A 26,841-nucleotide genomic window follows, 5' to 3' on the forward strand; every position below is an offset into this window, starting at 1 on the left:
AACCTCCCATGCGCATCCCACAGGCTCCCTCGGGGGCCTTTTTTATTGCCTGAAATCCAACTAAACGACCAGCAACGCCCAAACGGCGACAGTACGGGACCAGACCGATGACCAACGGACAGAACGAGCGGCGCGAAATGACGGGTGCCGAAATGGTGGTGCAGGCGCTGAAGGACAACGGCGTCAAGCATGTCTTCGGCTATCCGGGCGGCGCGGTCCTCCCGATCTATGACGAGATTTTCCAGCAGGATGAGGTCGAGCACATCCTGGTCCGGCACGAGCAAGGCGCCGGTCATGCGGCCGAAGGCTATGCGCGCTCGACCGGCAAGGCCGGCGTGCTTTTGGTGACGTCCGGCCCCGGCGCCACCAATGCCGTGACGCCGCTGCAGGACGCGTTGATGGATTCCATTCCGCTGGTCTGCCTCACGGGCCAGGTGCCGACCTCGCTGATCGGCTCCGACGCCTTCCAGGAATGCGACACGGTGGGTATCACGCGGCCCTGCACCAAGCACAACTGGCTGGTGAAGGACGTCAACGATCTCGCCGCCACCATCCATGAGGCGTTCCATGTGGCGACGACCGGCCGCCCCGGCCCGGTCGTGGTCGATATCCCGAAGGACGTGCAGTTCGCCAAGGGCATCTACGTGCCGCCGCAGACGGCGCCGCGGACCAGCTATCAGCCGAAAGTCCAGGGCGACCTGGAAAAGGTGAAGGCTGCCGTCGAGCTGATGGCCGGCGCGAAGAAGCCGATCATCTATTCGGGCGGCGGCGTCATCAATTCCGGCCCGGAGGCCAGCCACCTGCTGCGCGAGCTGGTCGACCTCACCGGCTTCCCGATCACCTCGACGCTGATGGGGCTCGGCGCCTATCCGGCATCCGGCAAGAATTGGGTCGGCATGCTCGGCATGCACGGCACCTACGAGGCCAACATGGCCATGCATGACTGCGACGTGATGATTTGCATCGGCGCGCGCTTCGATGACCGCATCACCGGCCGTCTCAACGCCTTCTCGCCGAATTCGAAGAAGATCCACATCGACATCGACCCATCCTCGATCAACAAGAACGTGCATGCCGATATCGGGATCTTGGGCGATGTCGGCCGCGTGCTGGAGGATCTGGTGCGTCTGTGGCGGGCGACCGCCAAGACCGACAAGAAGGCGCTCTATCCGTGGTGGGAGCAGATCGCGAAATGGCGGGCGCGCGACTCGCTCGCCTACAAGATGAACAGCGACGTCATCATGCCGCAATATGCGATCCAGCGGCTCTATGCGCTGACGAAGGACATGGACACCTACATCACCACCGAGGTCGGCCAGCACCAGATGTGGGCGGCGCAGCATTATCATTTCGACAAGCCGAACCGCTGGATGACGTCAGGCGGCCTGGGCACCATGGGCTATGGCCTGCCGGCGGCGCTCGGCGTGCAGATCGCGCATCCGGACGCGCTGGTCATCGACATCGCAGGCGACGCCTCCGTGCAGATGACCATGCAGGAGATGAGCTCGGCGGTGCAGTACGAGGCGCCGATCAAGATCTTCATCCTCAACAACCAGTATATGGGCATGGTGCGCCAGTGGCAGCAGCTGCTGCACGGCAACCGGCTGTCGCATTCCTACACCGAGGCGATGCCCGACTTCGTCAAGCTGGCGGAGGCCTATGGCGGCCACGGCATTCGCTGCGACAAGCCGGACGAGCTCGACGACGCGATCCGCGAGATGATCTCGGTCAAGAAGCCGGTTCTGTTCGACTGCCGCGTGGCAACCTTGGCCAACTGCTTCCCGATGATCCCGTCGGGCAAGGCGCACAACGAGATGCTTTTGCCCGACGAGGCGACCGACGAAGCGGTGGCCAACGCCATCGACGCCAAGGGCAGGGAATTGGTCTAGAGCATGATGCCGAAAAGTGTGAAGCGGTTTTCGGGCAACATCATGCTCCATCCATAACACCACCCACACAAGGCGGGGCTGTCGCGGGAAAGCCGTGCGCAAACAGAGAATTAGCTCAAAAGTCTGAAATAGAGATTCACGTCATGAACGCACAGCTTCAGCCGACCGGTTCGGCTTACTTCATCGCCAAGGAAACCGAGAAGCCGGAATCCCATACGCTTTCCGTGCTGGTCGACAACGAACCGGGCGTGCTCGCCCGCGTCATCGGCCTTTTCTCGGGCCGCGGCTACAACATCGAAAGCCTGACCGTTTCCGAGACCGAGCACGAGAAGCATCTGTCGCGCATCACCATCGTGACTCGCGGCACGCCGCATGTGATGGAGCAGATCAAGCATCAGCTCGAGCGCATCGTGCCGGTGCACCGGGTGGTCGACCTGACCGTGCGCTCGCACGAGCTTGGGCAGGAGCGGCCGCTGGAGCGCGAACTCGCGCTGGTCAAGGTCGCCGGCACGGGCGATGCCCGCGTCGAGGCGCTTCGGCTCGCGGATGCTTTCCGCGCCTCGGTCATTGACGCCAACACCGAGCATTTCATCTTCGAGATCACCGGCAAGGGATCCAAGCTCGACCAGTTCATCGCCATCATGAAGCCGCTCGGCCTGGTCGAGATCTGCCGCACCGGCGTCGCTGCGATGAACCGCGGTCCGCAGGGCATGTAACGATGACGCGGGGGGCGGCAATTCTGGCGGCCATCGCGGCCGTCGTCGCCACCGCGACGGCAGCGCTCGGCGACGAGCCGACGTTCGATCCCCGAGTGATGTCGAAATTGCTGAGGGAGGTCGACCGTAGGGGCACGCCCAATGCGTATTTCCAGCAGTGCCCGACAGACGTCTGGCGCAAGTTGGTGCCGCGCAGCAATGTCGTGCTGCCGGAAATGAACTACGACCGTTGTGAGCGGGACGCGCTGGCCTGCGCCAGGCTCTGCTTCGATGGGCACAACCCCGAAGCATGTTTCGAGACCGCCAGGGTCATCCAGGACAATGGTGGCGAGGACCAGCAATTGAAAGCTGAGGCGATGTTCGCCCAAGCCTGCGCCACCGGCAGCGCGGCCGGCTGCACAAATCGTGGCGCCGGCATGCGCCTAGGTAGATTGCCGGACAGTTTGCGCGGAAACGAGAAAGCGGCAAACCACTGCACTTATGAGACCTTCAAGTTGAGCTGCAGCGAAGGCGATGCGTGGGGATGCACCATGTACGGCGCAGCGCTTCAAAACGGCGAGGGTGTAGCGAAAGACAAAGACGCGGCCACTATGGCGTTCAAGAAGGCCTGCGAGATCGATGCCAGCTTCGTAGCCTGCCAATACGCCAAATCTTACATGGAAAGCGGCCACTAGATTGCCAACGGCAGCGTTTCGGCTGCTCGCGGGTGGACCAATCGCCTCGGCCTGACCTGAATCTCAACACATGTGGGCAGCTTTTCGGATCGCCCAAGGAGCTGCTAACAGCCGTGTTAGCCGGCTGCCCAGCTTTTGTGCAGTGCACATTAAATCTTCGTAATGCCGCGTTTTGGCCCTTTTCCGCCAAAGCCGTGTCCTATCTATTCGGCGAAATTCGCGGCGAAAGACCGTGGATCGAGCTAGGATGGACCACCGGGATCGGCGTGTCGGATAGAGGGCCTGTTTGTCGATGCGCGGAAAAATCGCCTTTGCAGTTGTGGCGGCCGCCTGTCTGGCAGGCGCCGGGCTCTACTATTCGCCGACGACGTTGACCAAGGTCCAGCAGCTGATTTCGGGCAAGCAGGCTGACGTGACCGCCGCGGACAAGACGGCGAGGGGCGACAAGGCGGCCGGCGCCTCGGACAATGCGAAAGGCGACGATGCGAAAGGCGGCGGGCCGCGTTCCGCCTCGATCGTCTCCGCCGTCGCGACCACCGCCGATTTCCCGATACGTCGCTATGCCATCGGCTTTGTCTCATCCCCATCGGTGGTAAACATCAATGCCCGGGTTTCCAGCCAGATCGTTTCCATCGACGTCAAGGACGGTCAGATGGTCAAGCCTGGCGACGTGTTATTCCAGCTCGACGACCGCGCGCTGAAGGCGCAACTCGCCAAGGATCAGGCGCAGCTCACCAAGGACCAGGCGATGCTGGTGAGCGCCCAAGCCGACCTGCAGCGCGCCAAGGACCTGGTCGCCAAGCAGGCCGGCACCCAGCAGACCTACGACCAGGCGCTGGCGGCACAGAAAGCCGCGGCCGCGACGATCGATGCCGACAAGGCGACGATCGAAGCCGATACCGTGCAATTGAGCTATGCAACGATCACGGCGCCGATCTCGGGCCGGCTGGGCGCCGTCAACGTATCGGTGGGCGATCTCGTGACCACCAGCAACGGCAACTCGGGCAACTCGACACCGCTTGTCACCATCACGCAGATGGACCCGCTGCAGGTGAATTTCACGCTGCCGGAAAGCAACCTTGCCCTGTTGCACAAGGCGCTCGCCGACCCGCAGCAAGGCGACGTGACGCTGACCAAGAACGGCGACCCCACGCCCATCGGCAAGGGCACGCTCGACTTCGTCGATTCCAGCGTCGATACCGCTTCCGGCACCATCGCCACGCGGGCCAGCATCCCGAACCCGGATCTTTCGCTATGGCCGGGGCAATATGTGAATGTGGTGCTCGATGCCGGCACGATGCCGCACATGACGTCGGTTCCGACGGTCGCGGTGCAGCCCAGCCAGAAGGGGCCCTTCGTCTATGTCGTCAAGCCGGACAACACGGTAGAGATGCGTCCGGTGCAGGTGGCGCTGACGGAGGGGCAAAACAGCGCCATCAGCGATGGTCTCAAGAGCGGCGAGAAGGTCGTCGTCGAAGGCCAGACGCGATTGAAAAACGGCGCGGCGGTGCATGAAGGCAAGGCTGCCGGATCCGGTGATCAGGCATCAGCCAAGGTCGCTGAGGCAGACAAGGCCGGCGGGGCTGCCCAATGATCTCCGAATTCTGCATTCGCAGGCCCGTCGCCACGCTGCTGATGTCGTTCGCCCTCATTCTGGGCGGTATTTTTGCCTATAAGTTCCTGCCGGTGGCGGCGCTGCCCAGCGCCGAATTTCCGGTGGTCAATGTTTCGGCCAACCTGCCCGGCGCGTCGCCGGAGACGATGGCGACATCGGTGGCCACACCGCTGATCAAGCAATTCGCGACGATCGCCGGCATCGATTCGATCTCGACCACCAATTCGCTCGGCCAGACCTCGATCGCCATCCAGTTCGTGCTGAACCGCGATATCGATGCGGCGGCCGCCGACGTGCAGGCGGCGATCGCGCGCACGCAAAGATCGCTGCCACCGGAAATGACCTCGCCGCCAAGCTATCGCAAGGTCAATCCCGCCGATGCGCCGATCCTCCTGATGTCGCTGGTCAGCGACACGGTCCCGCTGACCGATCTCGACGCCTTCGCCGAGAACGTCATCTCGCCTTCGCTGTCGACCATCGACGGCGTGGCCCAGGTGTCGATCTTCGGCCAGCAGAAATACGCGGTGCGCATCCAGATCGATCCGACGGCGCTTGCCGCGCGCGGCATCTCCATCGACCAACTGCAGGCGGCCGTCGCCTCCGCCAACAGCAACACCCCGCTCGGCGTGCTGCAGAACAACAAGCAGCAGCTGACGATCACCGCCAACACGCAGCTTACCGACGCCGCCGGTTTCTCCAACCTCATCATCGCCACCAAGAACGGCCACCCGGTGCGGCTGGGCGAGGTGACGCGCGTCGTCGATTCCGTGCAGACCACCACGACGGCGAGCTGGTACGACGGCACGCGCGCGATCATCATGGCCGTGCAGCGTCAGCCCGACGCCAACACCGTCGACGTCGTCGACAAGGTCAAGGCGATGCTGCCGTCCTTCCAGGACCAGATGCCGGCCGCCGCCCAGATCAAGCTGCTCAACGACCGCTCGACCTCGATCCGCCAAGCCGTCGACGACGTTCAGTTCACGCTGCTGTTGACCATCGCGCTCGTCGTGATGGTGATCTTCGTGTTCCTGCGCAGGGTGACGGCGACGGTCATTCCGGCGGTGGCCGTGCCGATCTCGCTGATCGCCACGCTCGGCGCGATGTTCCTGTTCGGCTTTTCCATCGACAACATCTCGCTGATGGGACTGACCTTGGCCGTCGGCCTCGTCGTCGACGATGCCATCGTCATGCTCGAAAACATCTTCCGCCACATGGAGGAGGACGGGCTATCGGCCTTCGACGCCTCGCTGAAGGGCGCGCGCGAGATCGGCTTCACCATCATCTCGATCTCGATCTCGCTGGTGGCGGTGTTCATTCCCGTGCTTTTGATGGGCGGCGTCATCGGCCGCATCTTCAACGAATTCGCCGTCGTGGTGACCGTCGCCATCCTGGCCTCGATGTTCGTTTCGCTGACGCTGACGCCGATGCTTTGCTCGCGCCTGTTGTCGGTGACGAAGGCGGATCGCGAGGCGCATGGCGCCGGCAGGCATGACATGGTCACCCGCGCCTATGACTGGCTCTTGAGCTTCTGCCTGCGCCACACCTTCCTGATCTTCCTGGTCTTCATCACCACTGCCGCGGCGTCGGTGTGGGTGATCCAGGTGTCTCCGAAGGGCTTCTTCCCGCAGGAGGACATCGGCCAGATCTCGGTGACCACCATCGCGCGCCAGGACATCTCGTTCGACGCCATGGCGAAGCTGCAGGGCCAAGTGGCCAGCGTGTTCTCGAAGTCGCCCTATGTCGACCATGTGGCGTGGTCGGCGGGCAGCGGCAACAACGCGCTCAACCAGGGGCAGCTCTTCGTCCAGCTCAAGGGCAAGGACCAGCGTCCCAACATCGAGAAGGTGCTTGCGGATCTGAGGCGCCAGCTCGCCGGCGTGGCGGGTATCGAGACCTATATGCAGCCGGTCCAAAACCTGCGACTGGGCTCGCGTTCGTCGGCCAGCGCCTATCAGCTTGTGGTCCAGGGCCTCGATACCCGCCAGACCGATATCTGGGCGCAGAAGCTGAACGACGCGATGGCGGCTGACCATACGAACTTCGCCGACGTCACCAGCGATTTGCAGAACAACGCCTTGCAGGCGTCGCTGGTGGTCGACCGCGACAAGGCAGCCCAGCTCGGCATCGACACCAGCACGCTGCGTTCGGCCCTCTATGGCGGCTTCGGCACCGACCAGGTCTCGACGATCTTCGGTTCGGCCGACAGCTATCAAGTCATCACCGAGCTCGATCCCAAGATCGAGTGGTCGCCCGAACACATGCTGGCCATCCAGGTGAGGACGGCGAGCGGCAGCCTGGTGCCGCTTGGCGCCTTCGCCCGTGTCGACCGCACGGCCGGTGCCTTGACGGTCAACCAGCTTGGACAGCTGCCGGCGGTGACGATCTCCTACAATTTGCCGCAGGGCGTGTCGCTCGGCGACACGGTGACCCGCATCGACCAGCTTAAGGAACAGATCGGCGTGCCGACAGCGATCGCGACGAGCTTTGCCGGTACAGCCAAGACCTTCCAGGATTCGCTGGCCAACCAGGGCTTGCTGATCGGCGGCGCCATCCTGACGATCTACATCGTGCTCGGCATGCTCTATGAGAGCTTCATCCATCCGCTCACCATCCTCACCGGTCTGCCGTCGGCGGTGCTGGGCGCGGTGGTGGCCTTGCGCTTTGCCGGCATGGATCTTTCGGTGATCGCGGTGATCGGCATCCTGATGCTGATCGGCATCGTCAAGAAGAACGGCATCATGATGGTCGACGTCGCGCTGGAGCTCAGGCGACAGGGCATGTCGGCGAAGGAGTCCATCCACAAGGCCTGCCTGATGCGTTTCCGGCCGATCATGATGACGACGCTGGCCGCGCTCATGGGCACGTTCCCGATCGCGCTCGGCACCGGCGCCAGCGCCGAATTGCGCCAGCCGCTCGGCGTCGCGGTGGTCGGCGGCCTGCTCGCCTCGCAGGCGCTGACGTTGTTCGTCACACCGGTGATCTACGTCTATTTCGAGAATTTCTCCGGCTGGCTGCTCGGCTTCTCCTCGAGACGAAACCAGCCGGCGCTGCGTGTGGTGGAAAGCGGCGAGCAGGGCTCGCTGTTCGACGGCGAGGCAGAGCCGAAGAAGGTGGCGGCCGAGTAGGAGCACGATCCCGAAAAGTTGCAGACTTTTCGGACAAGATCATGCCTCAGAAAACAAACCTGGAGCGAAGCCTCAGTTTCGCTCCAGTTCCACTGGCCCAAGGCGCCGCGCTTGCGGCCAAAGGCAGCCGATCCTAGTCTGCCGTCATGACCCACGATCATGACCACGACAACGAGCTCGATCCGTTCGCGGCGCGCGTGCGCGCTCTGGAAACGATCCTGACCCAGAAAGGCCTGATCGATCCGGCCGCGATCGACGTCATCGTCGATACCTACGAGACGAAGATCGGCCCGCGCAACGGCGCGCGTGTGGTGGCGAAGGCCTGGAACGATCCGGCCTATGCCGACTGGCTGAAGCGCGACGCCACCGCCGCGATCGAATCGCTCTCCTATACCGGCCGCCAGGGCGAGCATATGCAGGCGGTGTTCAACACCGAGGAGACGCACAACCTCGTCGTCTGCACGCTCTGCTCCTGCTATCCATGGTCGGTGCTCGGCCTGCCGCCGGTCTGGTACAAGGCGCCGCCTTACCGCTCGCGGGCGGTGATCGATCCGCGCGGCGTGCTCGAGGAGTTCGGGCTGACGCTGCCTAAGGATAAGAAGATCCGCGTGTGGGATTCCACCGCCGAGCTTCGCTATCTCGTGGTGCCGATGCGGCCGAACGGCACCGAGGGCTGGAGCGAGGAGCAGCTCGCCGAACTGGTCAGCCGGGACGCGATGATCGGCACGGCGCTGGCCAGAGAGCCGCAAGGGGAGCCGGCATGAACGGGCCGCAGGATCTCGGTGGGCAGATGGGTTTCGGGCCTGTCGCGCCCGAGAAGGACGAGCCCTATTTCCACGCCGCATGGGAAAAGCGGGCGCTTGGCGTGACGCTCACCGCCGGCGGCATGGGCGCCTGGAATATCGACGAAAGCCGGCATGCGCGGGAATCGCTGCATCCCGCCGACTATTATTCGTCGAGCTACTACCAGATCTGGATCAAGGCGCTGGAAACGCTCCTGAAACGCCACGGCTTCGTCACGGAGCGCGACCTTGCCGCCGGCAAGGCGGTCGATGCGGCCGCGACGCCGAAGAGAGTGCTGAAGGCTGCCGACGTGCCGGCCGTGCTTGCCAAGGGCGGTCCGTGCGACCGGCCGGTCGCCACGCCGGCGCGCTTTCGCGCGGGCGACCGGGTGCGGACCAAGAATTTCAACCCGACCGGCCATACGCGCCTGCCACGCTATGCCCGCGGCAAGAACGGCACGATCGAGGCGGTGCGGGATGGTTTTGTCTTCCCCGACAGCAATGCGCACGGCCGGGGCGAGAACCCGCAATGGGTCTACACCGTGGTGTTCGACGGCGCCGAAATCTGGGGCGAGGGCGCCGACCCGACGCTGACTGTCTCGATCGACGCCTGGGAGAGCTATCTTGAGCCGGCATGATGGCGCCTTGCCGGCAGGATTCGACGAGCCCGTCTTCGCCGAGCCGTGGCAGGCCGAAGCCTTCGCGCTGACGGTGGCACTGCACGACAAGGGCCTGTTTTCCTGGAGCGAGTGGGCGGAGGCTCTCGCGGCCGAAGTGAAGAAGCCTGGCGCGGCGAGCGATGGCCACGATTACTACGAGCATTGGCTGGCGGCGCTGGAAACGCTTTTGTCCCGGAAGGGGATCGCCGGCAAGTGCGAGGTCGATGAACTCGCCGCCGCCTGGGAACGCGCCGCGCACGCCACGCCTCATGGCAAGCCGATCCTGCTGGAGAATGATCCGCGCGCAAGGCGATAGGTTGTCTTGTTCTCTTTACGTTCTAGTTTGCGGCTGATAGCCTGACTTGTCGGAGGCGCTTGTGATTGCCACTGACACGGTCGGTATGGCGGCCAATCTTGTCTTTCGCTTGCGAATCCGGTCTGTCGCACTGATGGAATTTTCTCCCCAACAGGACGAGGCTTTGAAGGCGGTTGGCCGCTGGCTCAAGGAGGGCCGGCCGCAGGTCTTCCGGCTGTTCGGCTATGCCGGCACCGGCAAGACGACGCTGGCGCGCTATTTTGCCGAGCATGTCGACGGCCAGGTGCAGTTCGCCGCCTTCACCGGCAAGGCGGCGCAGGTGCTGCGCTCGAAGGGCGCGACCAACGCCCGCACCATCCATTCGCTGATCTATAGGCCCAAGGGCGAGGAATCGGTCGAGGACGAGGTGACGGGGAAGACCTCGATGTCGCCGACCTTTTCGCTCAATCGGCAAAGCCCGATCGCGCGCGCCAAGCTCGTCGTCATCGACGAATGCTCGATGGTCGACGAGCAGCTCGGCCGCGACCTGCAGAGCTTCGGCACGCCGATCCTGGTGCTGGGCGATCCGGCGCAGCTGCCGCCGATCTCGGGTGGCGGCTTCTTCACCGAGCATGAGCCTGATGTGCTTTTGACCGAAATCCACCGCCAGGCGCGCGACAACCCGATCATCCGGCTGGCGCTCGACGTGCGCGAGGGCCGGGAATTCATGCATGGTGATTATGGCACGGCGCAGGTGATCGGCAGGGACGGCGTCAACCAGGATCTGGTGCTCAAGGCCGACCAGGTCCTGGTCGGCACCAACCGCACGCGCCGTCGCTACAATCAAAGGCTGCGCGAGCTGAAGGGTTTCAACGCCGACTTTCCGCAGGCCGGCGACAAGCTGGTCTGCCTGCGCAACGACCCGGCCAAGGGGCTGCTCAACGGCTCGCTGTGGAAGGTGATGACCTCCTCGCGCGAGACGGTGAAGCCCGGCATCAACCTTCTGGTCTCACCGGAAGAGGACGATCCCGACCGCGGCGTCGCCAAGATCAAGCTGCTCAAGGCGGCCTTCGAGGATCCGGATGCCGAGATCCCCTGGCAGCAGAAGAAGCGCTTCGACGATTTCGATTATGGCTATGCGCTGACCGTCCACAAGGCGCAGGGCTCGCAGTGGAACGAGGTCGTGCTGTTCGACGAGAGCTGGGCCTTCAAGGAAACAAGGCAGCGCTGGCTCTATACGGCGATCACCCGTGCCGCCGAACGGCTGACGATCGTTCGCTAGGGCTGTTGAGATTCAGGTGAGGCCGGCCTGCAAATGGCGGTTTCCCGCGCTTCCGGTGCTCACGTACTTCATGTACGCTCCGCTCCGGTTCTCGGAAACCACCATTTTCGACTCGGCCTGACCTGAATCTCAACAGCCCTAATCCGTCGGTCTTGCGCCAAGCCACTGCCAGGCGGCTTCCTCATCGTCGAGATCGAAGCGTCTGACTTCGAAAGGCAGCGTTTTCGGGAAGACGCCGGCGACAAGGGAGGCCCAACTCGGCTCGCCGATGACGGCGCAGCGCACGACATGTTCCATCGCGTCGGCCATGCCCTGCCGGAGCGTGTCTTGCTTGATATTGGCCCAGTCGACGCTTTCCGAGTCGGTCAGCCTGATCAGCACGTCGATCCTCGGATGCAGCGCGTAGGCGGCTTCCAGCAGTCCGAACAGGTTTTCCGCATCGGCCGGCGAGACATCGCCGACGACATCGATGGCGAAAAGCGCGTCGCGGTTGGTCTCGATGCGTCGGATCGCCGGCACCGCCTCGAGGAAATTCACTGGCAAATCCTCATCTTAGCCTCCAACTATCCCCTGGAACACGCGAAACCCCCTATCTGTTCCCGTCAAAGGCGGTATAGATGCCCGCCGACCCACTGGACCCCAGCTCATGCCCGCCAAGCTTTCGGTCAATCTCAACGCCGTCGCCATGCTGCGCAACCGCCGCGACCTGCCGTGGCCGAGCGTCACCGGACTTGGCCGCATCGCCCTTGCCGCCGGCGCGCACGGGCTGACGGTGCATCCCAGGCCCGACGAGCGGCACACAAGGCATTCCGACCTGCCGGAGATCAGGGCGCTGATCGACGACGAATTCCCCAAGGCGGAATTCAACATCGAGGGCTATCCGACCGAGGATTTCCTGGCCCTTGTCGAGAAGAACCAGCCCGAACAGGTGACGCTGGTACCGGACGACCCGGCGCAGGCAACCTCCGACCACGGCTGGAACTTCGTCGCCCAGGCGGCGTTCCTCACTCCGATCGTCAAGCGATTGAAGAAGGGCGGCTTCCGCGTGTCGCTGTTTTCCGATGCGGATCCGGACGGGGTCAATGCGGCTCGCGATACAGGCGCCGACCGCATCGAACTCTATACCGGTCCCTATGGCGGCTTTCATTCCGATTCCGAAAAGGCGGCGAAGGAACTGGAAAGACTGGGAAAAACCGCGGATGCCGCATTCGCGGCCGGGCTTGGCGTCAACGCCGGCCACGATCTGACTGTAGAGAACCTGCCGGCACTGGCCAAACGCATCCCGGCATTGGCCGAAGTGTCGATCGGACATGGGTTGACAGCGGATGCGCTGGAGTATGGCATGGCAGGCACTGTCGGGCGGTTCTTGAAGGCCTGCGGATGGTAGGGGACTTTGGGTAGTTTCGGCAATCTTGGTGCGTCTCGCGCGTCGCGGCGACCTCGGAGCGTGATGTATCCGGTGAAGCGGGGTTCATGGTGCTAGCCAACGCCAGCGAAACGGAGTCCCTCGAACGCTCGGGCCATGCCGAAACCGATCGTCAGCACAGCACCAAGGTGCTCATGCTTGGCGCGCTGGGCGTCGTCTATGGCGACATCGGCACGAGCCCGATCTACGCCTTTCGCGAGGCGCTGCATGCCTCATCGAGCTCTGTCGCCCGCCACGATGTGCTGGGCGTGCTGTCGCTGATCGTCTGGGCGCTCACCATCATCGTCACGATCAAATATGTCGCCTTCGTGCTCAGGGCCGACAACAAGGGCGAGGGCGGCACGCTGTCGCTGATGGCGCTGGCGCGCAGCGCCTACCCGCCGGGTTCCAAGCTCATCCTGGTGATCGGCCTTTGCGGCGCGTCGCTGTTCTTCGGCGATTCAATCATCACCCCGGCGATATCGGTGCTGTCGGCGGTCGAAGGCCTGGAAGTCGTCACGCCGGCGCTCGATGCCTTCGTGGTGCCGATCACGCTGATCATCCTTGCGGTGCTCTTCGCCGTGCAGCGCTTCGGCACCGGCAAGGTGGCGGCGGTGTTCGGGCCGGTGACGGCGACATGGTTCGCGGCGATCGGCGCGGCCGGCGTCTACCACATCGTCGACGATCCATCCGTCTTTCTGGCGATCAATCCGTACTACGCGATCTACTATCTCGCCACCACGCCGACAGGCGCCTTCGTCACCGTCGGCGCCGTGTTCCTGGCGGTGACCGGCGCCGAGGCGCTCTATGTCGACCTCGGCCATTTCGGCCGCAAGCCGATCGTGATGGCCTGGTTCGCAATCGTCTTCCCTTGCCTGCTCCTGAATTATTTCGGGCAGGGCGCCTTCGTGCTCTCGCATGGCGGCAAGCCCACCAACCCGTTCTTCCAGATGCTGCCCGAATGGGCGCTGATGCCGATGGTGGGTCTGGCGACAGCCGCCACGGTCATCGCCAGCCAGGCGGTGATCTCCGGCGCCTTCTCGCTGACCAGGCAAGCCGTGCAGCTCAACCTGCTGCCCCGCATCGAAGTGCAGCATACGTCCGAGATGCAGAGCGGCCAGATCTATATGCCAAGGGTCAATCTTTTGGTCGCGCTCGGCGTGATGCTTCTGGTCGTCGGCTTCGGCAGCTCAAGCGCGCTTGCCTCCGCTTACGGCATTTCGGTGACGGGCGAGATGCTGATGACGACGGTGCTTCTGTTCGTCGTCATGCGTTGGCTCTGGAAATGGCAGCTGGCGCTGGCACTGGCGCTGGCGATGCTGTTCGGCGTCATCGATCTCGGCTTCTTCTCGGCCAATGTCGTCAAGATCGTCGAGGGCGGCTGGGTGTCGATCACGGTGGCCTCGATCATGGGGCTGGCCATGTGGACCTGGATCCGCGGCAGCCGTTACCTGTTCGACAAGACGCGTCGAAACGAGATCCCGCTCGATTTCCTGGCGGCGAACCTGTTGAAGAAGAAGCCGCAGCTCGTCTCAGGCACCGCCGTGTTCCTGACCAGCGACCCGCTGAGCGCGCCGACGGCGCTGATGCACAGCTTGAAACACTACAAGGTGCTGCACGAGAAGAACGTCATCCTCTCCGTGGTGACGGCTCCTCAGCCGGTGGTGCCCGACAGCGAGCGCGTCAAGCTGGAGACGGTCAACGAGCTGTTCATGCGCGTGACGCTGACCTTCGGCTATATGGAGCAGCCCAACATTCCGCGTGCGCTGGCCATCTGCCGCAAGCAGGGCTGGAAGTTCGACATCATGACGACGTCCTTCTTTCTGTCGCGGCGCTCGCTAAAGGCTTCACCCAACTCCGGCATGCCGGTCTGGCAGGACCGGCTGTTCATCAGCCTGGCGCGCTCGGCTGCGGATGCCACGGAGTATTTCCAGATTCCCACCGGACGCGTGGTCGAGATCGGCACGCAGGTTGCGATCTGACGAAACCGATTTGCTGCTGGATGAAGAGGTCCGGCCGTTCCGTACACCGAAACCCGTGCACCGGCGGCATGGGAGCCCTCACGTCAGGGCACTTGATATTGCACTGCAGCAAGCGTAGAGCACCGCGCGTTTTATCGGAGTGTCGTCCATGGCCCTTGCCAATGGTGGTGGTGCAGACGCAGAACCCGCCGACCAATCGAGCCACGCGGAAATCGCGCAGCATAGCACTAAGGTGCTGATGCTGGGAGCGCTCGGCGTCGTCTACGGCGACATCGGCACCAGCCCGATCTACGCGTTTCGCGAGGCGCTGCATGCCTCCTCGGGCGGCGACGTCGCCAATCGCGCCGACATTCTGGGCGTGCTGTCGCTGATCGTCTGGTCGCTGACCATAACGGTCACCGTAAAGTACATCATGTTCGTGCTGCGCGCCGACAACCGCGGCGAGGGCGGCGTGCTGTCCCTGATGGCGCTGGCGCGCGGAACTTTCCCGACACGCTCGGCGATCGTGCTCGGCATCGGCATCGTCGGCGCATCGCTGTTCTTCGGCGACGCGGTCATCACGCCCGCCATTTCCGTGCTTTCGGCGGTCGAAGGCATGAATGTCGTCACGCCTGCCTTCCAGCCCTATGTCGTGCCGCTGACGCTCTTGATCCTTGCGATGCTGTTTGCGGTCCAGCGCTTCGGTACCGGCGGCGTGGGCCTCGTTTTCGGCCCGGTGACGGCAGTCTGGTTTCTCGCCATCGGCCTTTCCGGGCTGAAGCACATCATCGCGGATCCGGAAATCCTGTGGGCGATAAGCCCACATTACATCGTGGCCTTCTTCATCAATTCGCCTGACGTGTCTTTTGTCACTGTCGGCGCGGTGTTTCTGGCCGTCACCGGCGCCGAAGCGCTCTACGCCGACCTCGGCCATTTCGGCCGCAAGCCGATCGTCCTGGCCTGGCTTGCGATCGTGTTTCCCTGCCTGCTTTTGAACTATGCCGGGCAGGGCGCGTATGTGCTCGCCAAGGGCGGCACGGTCGGTCACCCGTTTTTCGAGATGAACGAGGGCTGGGCGCTGATCCCGATGGTGGTGCTGGCGGCGGCGGCGACAGTCATCGCCAGCCAGGCGGTGATCTCCGGCGCCTATTCGCTGACCCGGCAGGCCGTGCAGCTCAACATGCTGCCGCGGCTCGAAATCCTCCATACGTCCGAAAAGCAGTCCGGCCAGGTCTACATGCCCCGCGTCAACATGCTGATCGCGCTGGTGGTGATGCTGCTGGTGGTCGGTTTCGGTGAATCCAGCAAGCTCGCCTCGGCTTACGGCATCTCGGTCACCGGCAACATGCTGGTGACGACGACGCTGCTGTTCATCGTCATGACGCGCATCTGGAAATGGAACATCTGGCTGGCGGCGGCCCTGACGGCGATGTTCGCGCTGATCGATATCGGCTTCTTTGCCTCCAACATCGTCAAGGTGTTCGAGGGCGGCTGGGCCTCGCTCGCGGTCGCCTTCGCCATCATCCTGGGCATGTGGACCTGGGTGCGCGGCAGCCGTTACCTGTTCGACAAGACGCGTCGCAACGAGATCCCGCTCGATTTCCTGGCGGCGAACCTGTTGAAGAAGAAGCCGCAGCTGGTCTCAGGCACCGCCGTGTTCCTGACCAGCGACCCGCTGAGCGCGCCGACGGCGCTGATGCACAGCTTGAAACACTACAAGGTGCTGCACGAGAAAAACGTCATCCTCTCGGTGGTGACGGCGCCGCAGCCGGTCGTGCCGGACAGCGAGCGCGTCAAGCTGGAGACGGTCAACGAGCTGTTCATGCGCGTGACGCTGACCTTCGGCTACATGGAGCAGCCCAACATTCCGCGGGCGCTGGCCATCTGCCGCAAGCAGGGCTGGAAGTTCGACATCATGACGACTTCTTTCTTCCTGTCGCGGCGCTCGCTGAAGGCCTCACCCAATTCCGGCATGCCGATCTGGCAGGACCGGCTCTTCATCGGCCTGGCCAAAACGGCGGCGGACGCGACGGAGTATTTCCAAATCCCGACCGGACGCGTGGTGGAGATTGGCACGCAGGTCGCGATCTGACAGACTGCGCCGCACAGGCTGACGTCACGAAATTCCGGACGGAAGACGCAGTTTTCCAGGGATTGCTCTCGAAAGGGGCGGGGCATGAGCGGCGAGTTGGTGCTTGTGACCGGCGGGTCCGGCTTTCTTGGTGCTCACTGCATCCTCGCCCTTCTGAACGCTGGCTACCGCGTGCGCACCACGGTGCGCTCGGGCAGGCGCGAGGCCGATGTTCTTGCGATGCTGAAAGTCGGCGGCGCCGAACCGGGCGATGCGCTTTCCTTCGCCCATGCCGACCTCATGAGCGACACGGGCTGGCCCGAAGCGGTCGCCGGATGCCGGTACGTCCTTCACGTTGCTTCGCCTTTTCCGCCGGGCGTGCCGAAGCGTGAGGACGACCTGATCGTCCCGGCCAGGGAAGGGGCGTTGCGGGTGCTGCGCGCCGCGCGCGACGCCGGCGTCGAACGTGTCGTGCTCACCTCGTCCTTTGCCGCTGTCGGCTATGGCCAAGCGCCGATTCCCGGCCATCCGTTCACGGAGGAGAACTGGACCGATCTGAACGAGAAGGTGAGCGCCTATGTGAAATCGAAGACGCTGGCCGAGCGGGCGGCGTGGGATTTCATTGCCACCCAAGGCGGCGCACTGGAACTGGCCGTGGTCAATCCGGTCGGCATCTTCGGACCGGTCCTGGGGCCGGATCATTCGACGTCGACCGATTTCATCAGGCGCCTGATGGATGGCGAGATGCCTGGCCTGCCGCGCATGGTGTTCGGCGTGGTCGATGCGCGCGACGTCGCCGACCTCCATCTGCGCGCCATGGCCAATCCTGCCGCCAAAGGCGAGCGATTCCTGGCCATCAGCGGCGATTTCATGACGATGCTGGAGATTGCGCGGACGCTGAAGGCGCGGCTCGGCAACGCAGGATCGCGCATCACGACCAGAGTGCTGCCGGATTGGCTGGTCCGGATCGTCGGGCTGTTCGACGGGCAGGCGGCGCAGATCGTGACGGAACTGGGCAAAGCCAGGAACGCGACGAGCGCCAAGGCCATGCGCCTGCTTGGCTGGACGCCGCGGTCGCGCGAGGATGCGCTGGTCGCGACCGGTCAAAGCCTGGTCCAGCTTGGATTGCTGAAGAAATCGAAGTGAAGCGCGCCTGAGAGGCCCTCTCAGGCGCGGCGGTTTTCAGCCGAGCAGGGCAGCCTTGTTCGCTTCGAGGAACTGCTTCAGCGTGCGCGGCGTGCGGCCCGAGAGTTTTTCGACGGCATCGGTCACCTCGCCTATGCGGCCGGCGCGGGTGTTCACATCGAAAGAGACGATGATGCGGGCGAAGTCTTCGGGAACGCCTGCCGCCTTGACGCCCTCGGTCAACGCCTGGTCGGGCAGTTGGATGACCTCCAGCGGCTTGCCGGTCACCTCGCTTACCAGCGCCGCGATCTCTTTCGTGGTGTAGGCCTGCGGGCCAGTCAGCGTGTAGATGTGGCTTTCCTTGGAGCCGGACGCAAGGCCGGCGGCGATGGCGGCCGCCATGTCGTCGCGCGCGCCGTGGGCGACGCGCCCGTCGGCAGCCGACGTGTACCACTTGCCCGACGAAATGGCGTGCGGCAGCGACATGAACAGGTTCTCCTGATACCAGCCGTTGCGGAAGATGGTGTAGGGGATGCCGCTCGCCTTGATCGCCTGCTCGGTGCCGTAGTGATCGCCGGCAAAGAGCACGGGCGAGCCGGGCTCGGGATTGGGCATCGAGGTGTAAAGCAGATGCGAAACGCCCACTGCCTTGGCCGCAGCAACTGCTGTCTCATGCTGTTTCAAACGCCGGCCTGTCTTGAGGTCGAGGTCACTGGTCGAGATGATCAGCACCCGGTCGGCGCCTGCGAACGCCTTCTCCAGCGAGGCGCTGTCATTGAAGTCGGCGGCCCTGACGGCAATGCCGCGCGCTGCAAGGTCGGCAAGGTTCTCGGGGTTGCGGGTGGCGGCGATGATGCTTGAGGGCGCCACCTTTTGCGCGTCCAGCAAGTGGTTGATTACGGCGCGGCCGAGTTGGCCGGAGGCGCCGGTGACGAGGAGGGTTTCGGTCATGGGAGGGGTCCCTAAAATTGTGTCGGAGGCGGATCAAGTGGTGGTCTCAAAAAGAGACCAGCACTAAAATAGGAATTGACCTCAAGCCGTAAAGAAGGCAGTTTTTCGGGAGGTAGGCACGGCAAAGGAACCACCCGGCCGGCCTAAAGCGGGTCGCGATCTTTCGAATTCGCTCCATGCGCTTTAGGTTTTTGATTTTTACGCATGTCTCCCGGAACCGGTCCCCACTTTCGGGAGACATGCTTCAGTTTCGATCAGCGGATGTCGCGATGGACAGCAAGATCTTCAATCTGAAAGCCAAGCTCGAGGTCTATAAGGCGATGACCAACGGCGGCAATTTCGCCGACTGCCCGGTTCGCGACGTCATCCAGGGCATCAGCGGCAAATGGAGCTCGCTGCTGGTCATGGCGCTGGCCGAGAAGCCTTATCGCTTCGGCGAGCTGCGCCGGTTGGTTCCCGACATTTCGCAGCGCATGCTGACGCAAACGCTCTACGATCTGCAGCGCGACGGCTACGTGCATCGCGAGGTGTTCCCGACCAAGCCGCCGAGTGTGGAATACAGCCTGACCGATCTCGGGCGCTCGATGTTTGCGCCCCTGCAGATGCTGGTCCAATGGGCCGAGCTCAACCATGACGCCGTGCGTGCGGCACGTGCCGCTTTCGATGCGGCTCAAGCCTGACGGGCGTCAAAGCGCCAGCTTGATTTGACTGCTGTGTTGGGAGATTGTCCGGCCGGCTTGGCTTGGGCGGGCAATGAGCAGATCCTACGACATCGCGATTGCCGGCGCCGGGCCGGCCGGATTGGCCGCGGCGCTCTATCTCAAGCGGGCGGGGCACAAGGTCACCATCTTCGAGCGCTTCGATGCGCCGAAGCCCGTCGGCTCCGGCCTCATCCTGCAGCCGACCGGGCTGACGGTGCTCGCCGACCTCGGCCTGCTCGACGAGATTCTTTCGCTTGGCAGCCGCATCGAACGGCTGCACGGCACCGATGCCAGGAGCGGACGCACGGTGCTTGAAGTCCGCTACGATGCCCGGCGCGGCCGCCGCTTCGGCCTCGCGGTCCACCGGGCGGCGCTGTTCGGCGTGCTTTTCCGCGCCGCCTTGCGCGAGGAAATCGCCATCGAGACCGATGTCGCGGTCGAGACGCTGGAGACGGCCGAGCGCGCGACGCTGGTCTGCGGCAATGGCACGCGGCTCGGACCGTTCGACCTGATCGTCGATGCCAGCGGGGCGCGCTCGCAACTGCGGCACTATCTCGGCGATGCCGCCATGCCGCGCCCGCTCGCCTATGGCGCATTCTGGGCGTCGCTCGGCTGGCGGAACGGCTTTGACAGAAGCGCGCTGCTGCAGCGCTACGACAAGGCAAGCATCATGGTCGGCGTGCTGCCGATCGGCCGGCCGGAGCCTGGCGCGCAAGACATGGCGGCATTCTTCTGGAGCCTCAAGCCGACCGATGCCGAGCGGATCAAGGCCGAGGGGCTCGAAGCATGGAAGGCGAGGGTGGTTTCGGTGTGGCCTGAATGCGAGGCATTCACCAGCCAGATCGACAGTTTCGAGCAGCTCTCGCTCGCCCGTTACGGCCACCACACGATGGGGCTGCCGGCCGGCCGAAGACTTGCCGTCATCGGCGATGCGGCGCATTCGACCAGTCCGCAGCTCGGGCAAGGCGCGAACATGGCGCTGCTCGACGCCGCCGCGCTCAGCCATGCGCTGGCGCGGGCGGACAGCGTCGACGATGCGCTGGCGACTTATGCCAGCGCCCGCCGTTGGCATGTGCGGGTGTTCCAGGCGCTGTCACTGTCGCTGACGCCGTTCTACCAGTCGGACTCCGCGGCGTTGCCCTTTGTCCGCGACCGCATGGTGGCGACGCTGGCGAAGATTCCGCCGGGGCCGCAATTCCTCGCCGCCATGGTCGCCGGAACGGTGATCGACCCGTTCAGGCGGATCGGACTTGCGGAGTTTCAGTGGCCTGCAGCCGGATGATTCCGGACAGATAGGATCCCTTGGCCCGGAGGAAGGCATGCAGCCGCCGCGGGTAGTCCGCGCCGACCGCCTCCTTGACCGATTGCCGCCTGCTCAAGGCCGCGCGCCAGGCCTGGACGAGCGGCTTGCCGTCGAGCATGCCGAAATCGTCGATGCGGTCGAAGTTGTCGAAATAGCGGAAGATCGGCCCATAGACGGCATCGACCAGCGAGAAACGCTCGCCGGCGAACCACGGGCCGCTTTGCCTTGCGGCAAGTTCGGCCTCCAGGCGCGCGAACATCTCGGACAAACCCCTGCTTTCATGGAGGAAAGCGGCTTCGTCGGCGGCGGAATAGAAGCGGCCTATGGCATTGAGGATGGCCGAGCCGAATTCGATCCAGGCGCGATGCCTGGCTCGCGCCAGCGGATCGGCAGGGTGCAAGGGATTGGCCTCGGTCTCCTCTAGGAATTCGAGGATGACGGCGGATTCGAAAATCACCTCCTCCGAGTGGCCATGCCGGACGTGGAGCAGAGGCACCTTGCCGAGCGGCGAGATGGCTCTGAACCAATCCGGCTTGTCGGCAAGGTCGACATTGACCCGCTCGAACGCCACGCCTTTTTCGGCGAGCGCAATCGCGGCGCGCTGGACATAGGGGCACAAATGATGGCTGACGAGGGTCAGTCTTGCGGTCATCTCACTCTCCCCAGACATAGTTGAGCGCGTCATCCTCGACGCGGGTCGACAGGAACATCAGGCGCGAGCCTTTCGGCGCCGGTCCTTCGAGACGCTCGCCGCTTTCCATGTCGAATTTCGCTCCATGCCATTGGCAGACGAGCGTGCCGTCCTTGCAGTCCAGCGGTCCGCCGAAATGGAGGCAGACATTGGCCGCGGCGCGGATGCGCTCGCCGCTGCGCCAGACATGGACCTCACGGCCGAAAAAGGGCGCGATCAGGCTGCCGGTCTGGGGGATATCGGCGATCTTGCAGATTTCATGTTTCATCGGAGAACTCCTTGTTGATGCAATTGCATCTATATGGATGCAAATGCATTGATCGTCAAGCTTGATGCAATTGCATCTACCCACTAGGCTGCGCCGATGACGAAGAAATCGCCATCGCCAGAAGCCATCACAGCCTGGGCGCGCCTCGTGCGCGTCTCGCGCCAACTGATCGAAAGGACCGAGGATGCGCTGAAAGCAAACGGCCTGCCGCCGCTCGCTTGGTATGACGTGCTGCACGAGCTTGCCGAAGCGGGCGAGGGCGGGCTCAGGCCGTTCGAGCTGATCGATCGCGTGCTGTTGGCGCAATACGGCGTCTCACGGCTGCTGGCCCGGCTGGAGGCGGATGGCCTGGTCGAAAAGCTGCCCGTTGCCGACGATGGCCGCGGGCAGACCGTTCGCATCACGGCAAGCGGCCGGGAGATGCGCCGCCGCATCTGGGCGGTCTATGGCGCTTGCATTGCCGACCGGATGGGCGACAGGCTTTCAGCCCAGGACCTGAGGACATTGGCCAGCCTGCTCGGACGGCTGCGCGACCCGCCGGCCAGCGATTAGCTGGCAAGCCCTTCGCTGTTCCGCCGGTCATTTTTCGCGGCTGCCCCTTGCATCGGAAACCGGAATGCGCAATAAGCCGAACCGTAACGTACGGTACGCCCCTGGGCGACCGGAAGAATGGGAAAGATCGTGCTGCAGGCAGGCGCCGACATCGACAGAAGCGAAACGCCGACGGAGCGCCAGCAGGCCGTTCTGGATGCGGCGCTCCGCCTGCTGGTCGAGGAGGGTGACAACCTCACCATGACCGCGGTGGCGCGGCGGGCCAGCTGTTCCAAGGAAACGCTCTACAAATGGTTCGGCGATCGCGACGGACTGCTCAATGCTACGGTGCAGTGGCAGGCCTCCAAGGTGCGCGTGACACCGGTCGATCGGAAGGGTCTCGACCTCGCGTCACTGACGGCAAGCCTCCAACGCTTCGCCTCTGACTGGCTCAAGGTGATCTCCAGCGATACGTCGATCGCGCTCAACCGCGTGGCGGTCGGCCATGCCGGCTCCGGCAAGGATGACCTCGGCGCCATCGTGCTGCAGAATGGCCGCTTCGCGCTCGCCAGCCGGCTGAAGCCGGTGCTTGAGGCCGGCCGGCAGGCGGGCCTGCTTGATTTCGAGGACGCCGAGACGGCGTTCCGGACCTTTTTCGGCCTGGTCGGCCGCGACGTGCAGATCCGTCTGCTGCTCGGCGACCGGGTGGAATTGACTGAGGCGACGATCGGCGGCGATGCCCGCCGCGCGACGCAACAGTTTCTCGCTCTCTTCGGAGCAAACAACCGGCTTAAAAGCCTCTGATCTTCAAAAGGGAAGGAACACCAAATGCGTGTCTATTACGATCGTGACGCCGATCTCAATCTCATCAAGGGCAAGAAGGTCGCCATCATCGGCTATGGCAGCCAGGGCCGGGCGCATGCGCTCAACCTCAAGGATTCCGGCGTCAAGGAGATCGCCATCGGCCTGAAGGCCGGCTCGGCGACCGCAAAGAAGGTCGAGGCGGACGGGCTCAAGGTGATGAGCGTGGCGGACGCCGCCAAATGGGCCGACCTGATGATGATGGCGACGCCCGACGAATTGCAGGCTGACATCTACAGATCAGAGATCGCGCCGAACATCCGCGACGGCGCCGCGATCGCCTTCGCGCACGGCCTCAACGTGCATTTCGGCCTGATCGAGCCGAAGGCTTCGGTTGACGTCGTCATGATCGCGCCGAAGGGCCCGGGCCACACGGTGCGCGGCGAATACCAGAAGGGCGGCGGCGTGCCGTGCCTCGTCGCCGTCAACCAGGACGCTTCGGGCAACGCGCTCGACCTCGCGCTCTCCTATGCCTGCGGCGTCGGCGGCGGTCGCTCCGGCATCATCGAGACCAATTTCCGCGAGGAATGCGAGACCGACCTGTTCGGCGAGCAGGTTGTGCTGTGCGGCGGCCTGGTCGAACTGATCCGTGCCGGCTTCGAGACGCTGGTGGAAGCCGGCTACGCGCCGGAAATGGCCTATTTCGAGTGCCTGCACGAAGTGAAGCTGATCGTCGACCTGATCTATGAGGGCGGTATCGCCAACATGAACTACTCGATCTCGAACACCGCCGAATGGGGCGAGTATGTCTCGGGCCCGCGCATCATCACCGCCGACACCAAGGCTGAGATGAAGCGCGTTCTGAAGGACATCCAGACCGGCAAGTTCACCTCGGAGTGGATGCAGGAATACCGCGCCGGCCTGGCGCGCTTCAAGGGCATCCGCCGCAATAATGACAGCCACCAGATCGAGGAAGTCGGCGCCAAGCTGCGCGCCATGATGCCGTGGATCGCCAAGAACAAGCTGGTCGACAAGGCCAAGAACTAAGGCGATCCACGTCTTTTGCCGGCGCGTCCTCGGGCTTTGCCCTGCGGTCGCGCTGGTCGACAAGGCGAAGAACTAGGAAGCTCGCGCCAATTCTACCCTGCCGGCCATCTGCCGCAGGTTTCTGCGCTTCCGGTGCTCACGGACTTTATGTCCGCTCCGCTCCGGTTCTCGAAACCCGCACCAGCTGACTCGGCAGGGCGAATTGTCATCAAGCTTCCAGCCGCGAAGCTGCAAGCCGGTGGAGCGATCCGCCGGCTTTTTTTCGTCCGGCTGTTTCATTCCGGTACGACTACGCTGGCACGCGATTCGCTTCGCATGGCCCATAACGTGGTGGGAGACTGGCGATGGAAACGACGGACAATGGCGCCGCATTTGCCGGCGAACGCCGGATGGAGCGGCGCAGGCGCGTGCTGAGGGGCGCGACCTTGCGGTTCAACGGCGGCTTCGGAGCGGTGGAAGGATTGGTGCGCAACGAGTCCGAACACGGCGCGCAACTGATCTTCGGCGATGCGACCGGCGTGCCGCAGGGCTTCGAACTGGTGGTCAATGGCGCTGCGCGTGCCGCGCTTGTGCGCTGGCGCTCGGCGAGGCTGGTCGGCGTTCAATTCGTCGCCTGAGAAGGCGCGATCAGCCCTTCAGCCGTAGTGCCAGTGTGGCTTGGGCTCGGTGCCGGTGAACTCGACGCCGATGCGGTCCTCGCGACGCCAGCGCACCACGGCCCTGTAGCCGATGCCGTCGACCGGCACATAGAGCAGGAATTCGTCCGGCACGCGCGCGTCGATCGACACTTTCAACTCCGCACCGTTCGAATGCATGTTGCGGACCGTGCACGTCACCTCGGAATTGTTGATGCCGGTCAGGATCGCCGCGCCCTTCAGGACGCGTTGGCGGCGTTGGATTCTGAGTTCGTTTTCGGCCATTGCAGGGTTCGTTCTGGCGAATTTGTCGCCGCGAATCGGCATGTGTAGCACCGGCATGGATGAATAGGCGTCGCCGATAAATTTAGGGTTATCACGGCGGCGGCACAGGGTTGCGCTAAAATAAAACGGCGCCCGCGAAGGGCGCCGTTTCTGAGCCAGCAGGCTGCTCACATATAGGGCGAAATGCACTGCCGGCGAGGGCCGTAGTTGGGCTGGAACGTGTTGTCCCAGGCCCGGTAGGACCGGTAGCGGTCATAGCACCATTGGACATGGGCCCTGGAAAGCCGCTCGGTCCGGTAGATGCGCCGCGGCTGAACGTAACGCGGATAGGGGTCGTAGTAGTAGGGATCATAGTAATTGTTGTAGGCCAAGCTGCCCAGGCCCAGGCCGAGACCCAACCCAAGCAGTGCCGCGTCGCCGCTACGGAAGTGCCGGTGGTGGCGATGCCGCCAGCGCCAGTCGCCATCGCCATTCCAATTGCCGCCGTCCCAGTTGCGGTAGAAGTGCCGATCGCCGCGCCATCTAGAGTCGCCGCCGCGATAACGCCAACGCCAATCCTGGAAGTTGCCGTTGTTGTTGCCGCCGGCCCAGCTGTCGCGCACGGGAATGATCGTCGGGGCGGCGGAATTCGTCGCGACGCCAAGATCGGGTTGCAGGATCGGGCCGGCGACCGACGGCGCAGTCACGCCGGCAACGAGGCCTAGGGCCAAAAGCCCGGATCTGAAGGAAGAAAAGAGCGGTTTCATTTCACTCTCCAAGGAGTAAAGGCCCCACGCCCAGAGCACCCGGAAATGGGGTTATTGTTGGAACTTTCCGTCTGAACGGAAGATGAACGGAAAGGTTCCATCAACCATAACGAGCATCGAGCCTGGCTCTTGTCTTCGCCCTCGCTTGCAGGCAAAGGTCACGGCCATGTCGCTGCGGCTCGCCACCTTCAATGTCGAGAACCTGATGAACAGGTTCGATTTCTCGGGCTATCGCAACCAGCTCAATGAAGACCGCACGCTGGCGCTGTTCGACATCCAGAGCGAGGCCGAATACCGGGTTCTCGAACAGGCCCGCGCGATCGCCCAGTCCGACGACACCCGCCAGTTGACGGCGCTCGCCATCGCGGCCACCCGCGCGGATATCATCTGCATGCAGGAGGTCGACAATATCGAAGCGCTGAAGGCGTTCGAGTACGGCTATCTGTTCAAGATGATCGGGCAGGGCTACCGGCAGAAATACACCACGGCCGGCAACGACTCCCGCGGCATCGATGTCGCGGTGATGATGCGCAACGAGACCATGCAGGGCCAGCCGATCGAATTCGTGCGCATGACGAGCCACGCCTACGTCACGTTCGAGCGGTTCGGCCTCTTCACGCCGGAGCTTGCGGCGCTCGGGCATGTGGCCAGCGATCGCATCTTTCGCCGGGACTGCCTGGAGGTCGACCTCATTGTCGGCGGCGTGCCGCTGACACTCTATCTCGTGCATTTCAAGTCGATGGGCTCGCCGCGCAACGGGCTGGACGGCCGCGAGGCGACAATGCCGCTGCGCATGGCCGAAGCGCAGGCCGTGCGCCGCATCATCGAGGAGCGTTTCGGCAAGGACCATGCCGCCGACAAGCGCTGGGCGATCTGCGGCGACATGAACGATTACCGGCAGCGTGTGAAGATCGAGGGCGACAGCTTCGACGGCTATCGCTTCGAGGTTGTCGATGAAGCCCAGTCCTCGATCAACGTGCTGACCGCCGGCGGCTTCTGCGAGAATGTCGTCGAGCGGCGGCCGGAAATGGACCGCTGGAGCTTCTACCACACGCGCGGCCCGGACGAGCGGCATCTCTGCCAGCTCGATTACATCCTCCTTTCGAAAGCCCTGGCGGCGAAGAACGCGACCGCCGTGCCCGACATCATCCGCAACGGCCAGCCCTGGCGCACCATCTTCCCGGCCGGCCAGGAAGTCGAGCGTTTCCCGCGCGCCGGCTGGGACAGGCCGAAAGCATCGGACCATTGCCCCGTGGCGATCACATTGGACATGGCGTGACCCT

The 26,841-nt window shown here is 63.8% G+C and carries 26 protein-coding genes; 20 read left to right on the forward strand and 6 right to left on the reverse strand.

All coding sequences use genetic code 11. The annotated features are described in order from the left end of the window. Positions 1-107: 107 nt before the first annotated feature. The 9 genes from DPM35_RS10595 to DPM35_RS10635 all read left to right on the forward strand — a co-directional run bounded on the left by DPM35_RS10595 (position 108) and on the right by DPM35_RS10635 (position 11,037). The gene (locus DPM35_RS10595; RefSeq protein ID WP_112127253.1) at positions 108-1,889 is read left to right on the forward strand and encodes an acetolactate synthase 3 large subunit; all 1,782 of its coding nucleotides are present in this window, start codon (positions 108-110) and stop codon (positions 1,887-1,889) included. Positions 1,890-2,032: 143 nt separating this feature from the next. After that, positions 2,033-2,605, forward strand: coding sequence for an acetolactate synthase small subunit (gene ilvN, locus DPM35_RS10600; protein WP_112127254.1), 573 nt, complete (start codon positions 2,033-2,035; stop codon positions 2,603-2,605). Between the two features lie 2 nt (positions 2,606-2,607). Then, positions 2,608-3,279, forward strand: a complete 672-nt coding sequence (locus tag DPM35_RS10605) for an SEL1-like repeat protein (RefSeq protein WP_112127255.1) — start codon at positions 2,608-2,610, stop codon at positions 3,277-3,279. Positions 3,280-3,571: 292 nt separating this feature from the next. Beyond that, positions 3,572-4,873: an efflux RND transporter periplasmic adaptor subunit gene (locus tag DPM35_RS10610; protein ID WP_112127256.1), complete on the forward strand. Its 1,302-nt coding sequence runs from the start codon at positions 3,572-3,574 to the stop codon at positions 4,871-4,873. Then, a complete protein-coding gene (locus tag DPM35_RS10615; protein ID WP_112127257.1) occupies positions 4,870-8,019 on the forward strand; it encodes an efflux RND transporter permease subunit in 3,150 nt (1,049 codons plus the stop codon). Before DPM35_RS10610 ends, DPM35_RS10615 begins: the two co-directional genes overlap by 4 nt. Positions 8,020-8,165: 146 nt before the next feature. Then, positions 8,166-8,783: a nitrile hydratase subunit alpha gene (nthA, locus tag DPM35_RS10620; RefSeq protein ID WP_112127258.1), complete on the forward strand. Its 618-nt coding sequence runs from the start codon at positions 8,166-8,168 to the stop codon at positions 8,781-8,783. Beyond that, positions 8,780-9,439, forward strand: coding sequence for a nitrile hydratase subunit beta (gene nthB, locus DPM35_RS10625; RefSeq protein WP_112127259.1), 660 nt, complete (start codon positions 8,780-8,782; stop codon positions 9,437-9,439). The genes nthA and nthB overlap by 4 nt, the downstream gene beginning before the upstream one ends. Beyond that, a complete protein-coding gene (locus DPM35_RS10630; protein ID WP_112127260.1) occupies positions 9,426-9,776 on the forward strand; it encodes a nitrile hydratase accessory protein in 351 nt (116 codons plus the stop codon). Before nthB ends, DPM35_RS10630 begins: the two co-directional genes overlap by 14 nt. 133 nt (positions 9,777-9,909) lie before the next feature. Then, positions 9,910-11,037 carry an ATP-dependent DNA helicase gene (locus tag DPM35_RS10635; RefSeq protein ID WP_112127756.1) on the forward strand — a complete coding sequence of 376 codons (1,128 nt, stop codon included), beginning with the start codon at positions 9,910-9,912 and terminating at the stop codon, positions 11,035-11,037. Between the two features lie 138 nt (positions 11,038-11,175). Here the strand turns inward: DPM35_RS10635 and DPM35_RS10640 are convergent, their stop codons facing one another. Then, positions 11,176-11,574 carry a SpoIIAA family protein gene (locus DPM35_RS10640; RefSeq protein WP_112127261.1) on the reverse strand — a complete coding sequence of 133 codons (399 nt, stop codon included), beginning with the start codon at positions 11,572-11,574 and terminating at the stop codon, positions 11,176-11,178. Positions 11,575-11,683: 109 nt separating this feature from the next. On the opposite strand from DPM35_RS10640, the gene DPM35_RS10645 reads away from it, so the two are divergent. The 4 genes from DPM35_RS10645 (at position 11,684) to DPM35_RS10660 (ending at position 17,620) form a co-directional block, all read left to right on the forward strand. Beyond that, entirely contained in the window at positions 11,684-12,424 is a 741-nt protein-coding gene (locus DPM35_RS10645) for a pyridoxine 5'-phosphate synthase (RefSeq protein ID WP_112127262.1), read from the forward strand. A gap of 86 nt (positions 12,425-12,510) precedes the next feature. Then, a complete protein-coding gene (locus DPM35_RS10650; protein ID WP_112127263.1) occupies positions 12,511-14,424 on the forward strand; it encodes a potassium transporter Kup in 1,914 nt (637 codons plus the stop codon). Between the two features lie 148 nt (positions 14,425-14,572). Further along, the gene (locus tag DPM35_RS10655) at positions 14,573-16,495 is read left to right on the forward strand and encodes a potassium transporter Kup (RefSeq protein ID WP_112127264.1); all 1,923 of its coding nucleotides are present in this window, start codon (positions 14,573-14,575) and stop codon (positions 16,493-16,495) included. An 84-nt stretch (positions 16,496-16,579) separates the two neighbouring features. Then, entirely contained in the window at positions 16,580-17,620 is a 1,041-nt protein-coding gene (locus tag DPM35_RS10660) for an SDR family oxidoreductase (RefSeq protein WP_112127265.1), read from the forward strand. Positions 17,621-17,656: 36 nt separating this feature from the next. On the opposite strand, the gene DPM35_RS10665 is transcribed toward DPM35_RS10660, so the two are convergent. Then, positions 17,657-18,550 (reverse strand): SDR family oxidoreductase, encoded by an 894-nt coding sequence (locus DPM35_RS10665; protein WP_112127266.1) that lies wholly within the window; start codon positions 18,548-18,550, stop codon positions 17,657-17,659. A gap of 269 nt (positions 18,551-18,819) precedes the next feature. Here DPM35_RS10665 and DPM35_RS10670 point away from each other — a divergent pair, with 269 nt between their 5' ends. Continuing rightward, positions 18,820-19,230, forward strand: a complete 411-nt coding sequence (locus tag DPM35_RS10670; protein ID WP_112127267.1) for a winged helix-turn-helix transcriptional regulator — start codon at positions 18,820-18,822, stop codon at positions 19,228-19,230. A gap of 73 nt (positions 19,231-19,303) precedes the next feature. Further along, entirely contained in the window at positions 19,304-20,533 is a 1,230-nt protein-coding gene (locus tag DPM35_RS10675) for an FAD-dependent oxidoreductase (protein ID WP_112127268.1), read from the forward strand. Here DPM35_RS10675 and DPM35_RS10680 read toward each other — a convergent pair. Together DPM35_RS10680 and DPM35_RS10685 are read right to left on the reverse strand one after the other, a co-directional pair. Beyond that, entirely contained in the window at positions 20,487-21,206 is a 720-nt protein-coding gene (locus DPM35_RS10680; RefSeq protein ID WP_181591987.1) for a glutathione S-transferase family protein, read from the reverse strand. The two genes, DPM35_RS10675 and DPM35_RS10680, sit on opposite strands and share 47 nt — an antisense overlap. A 1-nt stretch (position 21,207) precedes the next feature. Next, a complete protein-coding gene (locus DPM35_RS10685) occupies positions 21,208-21,513 on the reverse strand; it encodes a Rieske (2Fe-2S) protein (RefSeq protein WP_112127270.1) in 306 nt (101 codons plus the stop codon). Between the two features lie 96 nt (positions 21,514-21,609). Between DPM35_RS10685 and DPM35_RS10690 the strand changes: the two genes are divergently transcribed. The 4 genes from DPM35_RS10690 (at position 21,610) to DPM35_RS10705 (ending at position 24,509) form a co-directional block, all read left to right on the forward strand. Continuing rightward, on the forward strand, positions 21,610-22,065 hold the full coding sequence (locus DPM35_RS10690) for a MarR family winged helix-turn-helix transcriptional regulator (protein ID WP_112127271.1): 456 nt from the start codon (positions 21,610-21,612) through the stop codon (positions 22,063-22,065). Between the two features lie 117 nt (positions 22,066-22,182). Then, positions 22,183-22,848 (forward strand): TetR/AcrR family transcriptional regulator, encoded by a 666-nt coding sequence (locus DPM35_RS10695; protein ID WP_245431495.1) that lies wholly within the window; start codon positions 22,183-22,185, stop codon positions 22,846-22,848. Between the two features lie 24 nt (positions 22,849-22,872). After that, complete coding sequence (gene ilvC / locus DPM35_RS10700; RefSeq protein ID WP_112127272.1) at positions 22,873-23,892, forward strand: ketol-acid reductoisomerase; 1,020 nt, start codon at positions 22,873-22,875, stop codon at positions 23,890-23,892. Between the two features lie 344 nt (positions 23,893-24,236). Further along, positions 24,237-24,509 carry a hypothetical protein gene (locus DPM35_RS10705; protein ID WP_112127273.1) on the forward strand — a complete coding sequence of 91 codons (273 nt, stop codon included), beginning with the start codon at positions 24,237-24,239 and terminating at the stop codon, positions 24,507-24,509. A gap of 18 nt (positions 24,510-24,527) precedes the next feature. On the opposite strand, the gene DPM35_RS10710 is transcribed toward DPM35_RS10705, so the two are convergent. Next, complete coding sequence (locus DPM35_RS10710; RefSeq protein WP_112127758.1) at positions 24,528-24,812, reverse strand: PilZ domain-containing protein; 285 nt, start codon at positions 24,810-24,812, stop codon at positions 24,528-24,530. A 167-nt stretch (positions 24,813-24,979) separates the two neighbouring features. Continuing rightward, entirely contained in the window at positions 24,980-25,558 is a 579-nt protein-coding gene (locus DPM35_RS10715) for a BA14K family protein (RefSeq protein WP_112127274.1), read from the reverse strand. Positions 25,559-25,724: 166 nt separating this feature from the next. Between DPM35_RS10715 and DPM35_RS10720 the strand changes: the two genes are divergently transcribed. Continuing rightward, entirely contained in the window at positions 25,725-26,837 is a 1,113-nt protein-coding gene (locus DPM35_RS10720; RefSeq protein WP_112127759.1) for an endonuclease/exonuclease/phosphatase family protein, read from the forward strand. Positions 26,838-26,841 lie beyond the last annotated feature (4 nt).

Origin of the sequence: Mesorhizobium atlanticum (assembly GCF_003289965.1) — a bacterium.
Lineage (GTDB): Bacteria > Pseudomonadota > Alphaproteobacteria > Rhizobiales > Rhizobiaceae > Mesorhizobium > Mesorhizobium atlanticum.

What these genes read in the sequence shown, in the direction of transcription:
- DPM35_RS10690 (WP_112127271.1), top strand. Translation starts at nt 21,610, where the DNA reads ATGACGAAGAAATCGCCATCGCCAGAAGCCATCACAGCCTGGGCGCGC.
- DPM35_RS10695 (WP_245431495.1), top strand. Translation starts at nt 22,183, where the DNA reads ATGGGAAAGATCGTGCTGCAGGCAGGCGCCGACATCGACAGAAGCGAA.
- DPM35_RS10660 (WP_112127265.1), top strand. Translation starts at nt 16,580, where the DNA reads ATGAGCGGCGAGTTGGTGCTTGTGACCGGCGGGTCCGGCTTTCTTGGT.
- DPM35_RS10615 (WP_112127257.1), top strand. Translation starts at nt 4,870, where the DNA reads ATGATCTCCGAATTCTGCATTCGCAGGCCCGTCGCCACGCTGCTGATG.
- DPM35_RS10650 (WP_112127263.1), top strand. Translation starts at nt 12,511, where the DNA reads ATGGTGCTAGCCAACGCCAGCGAAACGGAGTCCCTCGAACGCTCGGGC.
- ilvC (WP_112127272.1), top strand. Translation starts at nt 22,873, where the DNA reads ATGCGTGTCTATTACGATCGTGACGCCGATCTCAATCTCATCAAGGGC.
- nthB (WP_112127259.1), top strand. Translation starts at nt 8,780, where the DNA reads ATGAACGGGCCGCAGGATCTCGGTGGGCAGATGGGTTTCGGGCCTGTC.
- DPM35_RS10680 (WP_181591987.1), bottom strand. Translation starts at nt 21,206, where the DNA reads ATGACCGCAAGACTGACCCTCGTCAGCCATCATTTGTGCCCCTATGTC.
- DPM35_RS10595 (WP_112127253.1), top strand. Translation starts at nt 108, where the DNA reads ATGACCAACGGACAGAACGAGCGGCGCGAAATGACGGGTGCCGAAATG.
- DPM35_RS10675 (WP_112127268.1), top strand. Translation starts at nt 19,304, where the DNA reads ATGAGCAGATCCTACGACATCGCGATTGCCGGCGCCGGGCCGGCCGGA.
- DPM35_RS10705 (WP_112127273.1), top strand. Translation starts at nt 24,237, where the DNA reads ATGGAAACGACGGACAATGGCGCCGCATTTGCCGGCGAACGCCGGATG.
- DPM35_RS10710 (WP_112127758.1), bottom strand. Translation starts at nt 24,812, where the DNA reads ATGGCCGAAAACGAACTCAGAATCCAACGCCGCCAACGCGTCCTGAAG.
- DPM35_RS10715 (WP_112127274.1), bottom strand. Translation starts at nt 25,558, where the DNA reads ATGAAACCGCTCTTTTCTTCCTTCAGATCCGGGCTTTTGGCCCTAGGC.
- DPM35_RS10655 (WP_112127264.1), top strand. Translation starts at nt 14,573, where the DNA reads ATGGCCCTTGCCAATGGTGGTGGTGCAGACGCAGAACCCGCCGACCAA.
- DPM35_RS10685 (WP_112127270.1), bottom strand. Translation starts at nt 21,513, where the DNA reads ATGAAACATGAAATCTGCAAGATCGCCGATATCCCCCAGACCGGCAGC.
- DPM35_RS10610 (WP_112127256.1), top strand. Translation starts at nt 3,572, where the DNA reads ATGCGCGGAAAAATCGCCTTTGCAGTTGTGGCGGCCGCCTGTCTGGCA.
- DPM35_RS10665 (WP_112127266.1), bottom strand. Translation starts at nt 18,550, where the DNA reads ATGACCGAAACCCTCCTCGTCACCGGCGCCTCCGGCCAACTCGGCCGC.
- DPM35_RS10670 (WP_112127267.1), top strand. Translation starts at nt 18,820, where the DNA reads ATGGACAGCAAGATCTTCAATCTGAAAGCCAAGCTCGAGGTCTATAAG.
- DPM35_RS10720 (WP_112127759.1), top strand. Translation starts at nt 25,725, where the DNA reads ATGTCGCTGCGGCTCGCCACCTTCAATGTCGAGAACCTGATGAACAGG.
- nthA (WP_112127258.1), top strand. Translation starts at nt 8,166, where the DNA reads ATGACCCACGATCATGACCACGACAACGAGCTCGATCCGTTCGCGGCG.
- DPM35_RS10635 (WP_112127756.1), top strand. Translation starts at nt 9,910, where the DNA reads ATGGAATTTTCTCCCCAACAGGACGAGGCTTTGAAGGCGGTTGGCCGC.
- DPM35_RS10645 (WP_112127262.1), top strand. Translation starts at nt 11,684, where the DNA reads ATGCCCGCCAAGCTTTCGGTCAATCTCAACGCCGTCGCCATGCTGCGC.
- ilvN (WP_112127254.1), top strand. Translation starts at nt 2,033, where the DNA reads ATGAACGCACAGCTTCAGCCGACCGGTTCGGCTTACTTCATCGCCAAG.
- DPM35_RS10605 (WP_112127255.1), top strand. Translation starts at nt 2,608, where the DNA reads ATGACGCGGGGGGCGGCAATTCTGGCGGCCATCGCGGCCGTCGTCGCC.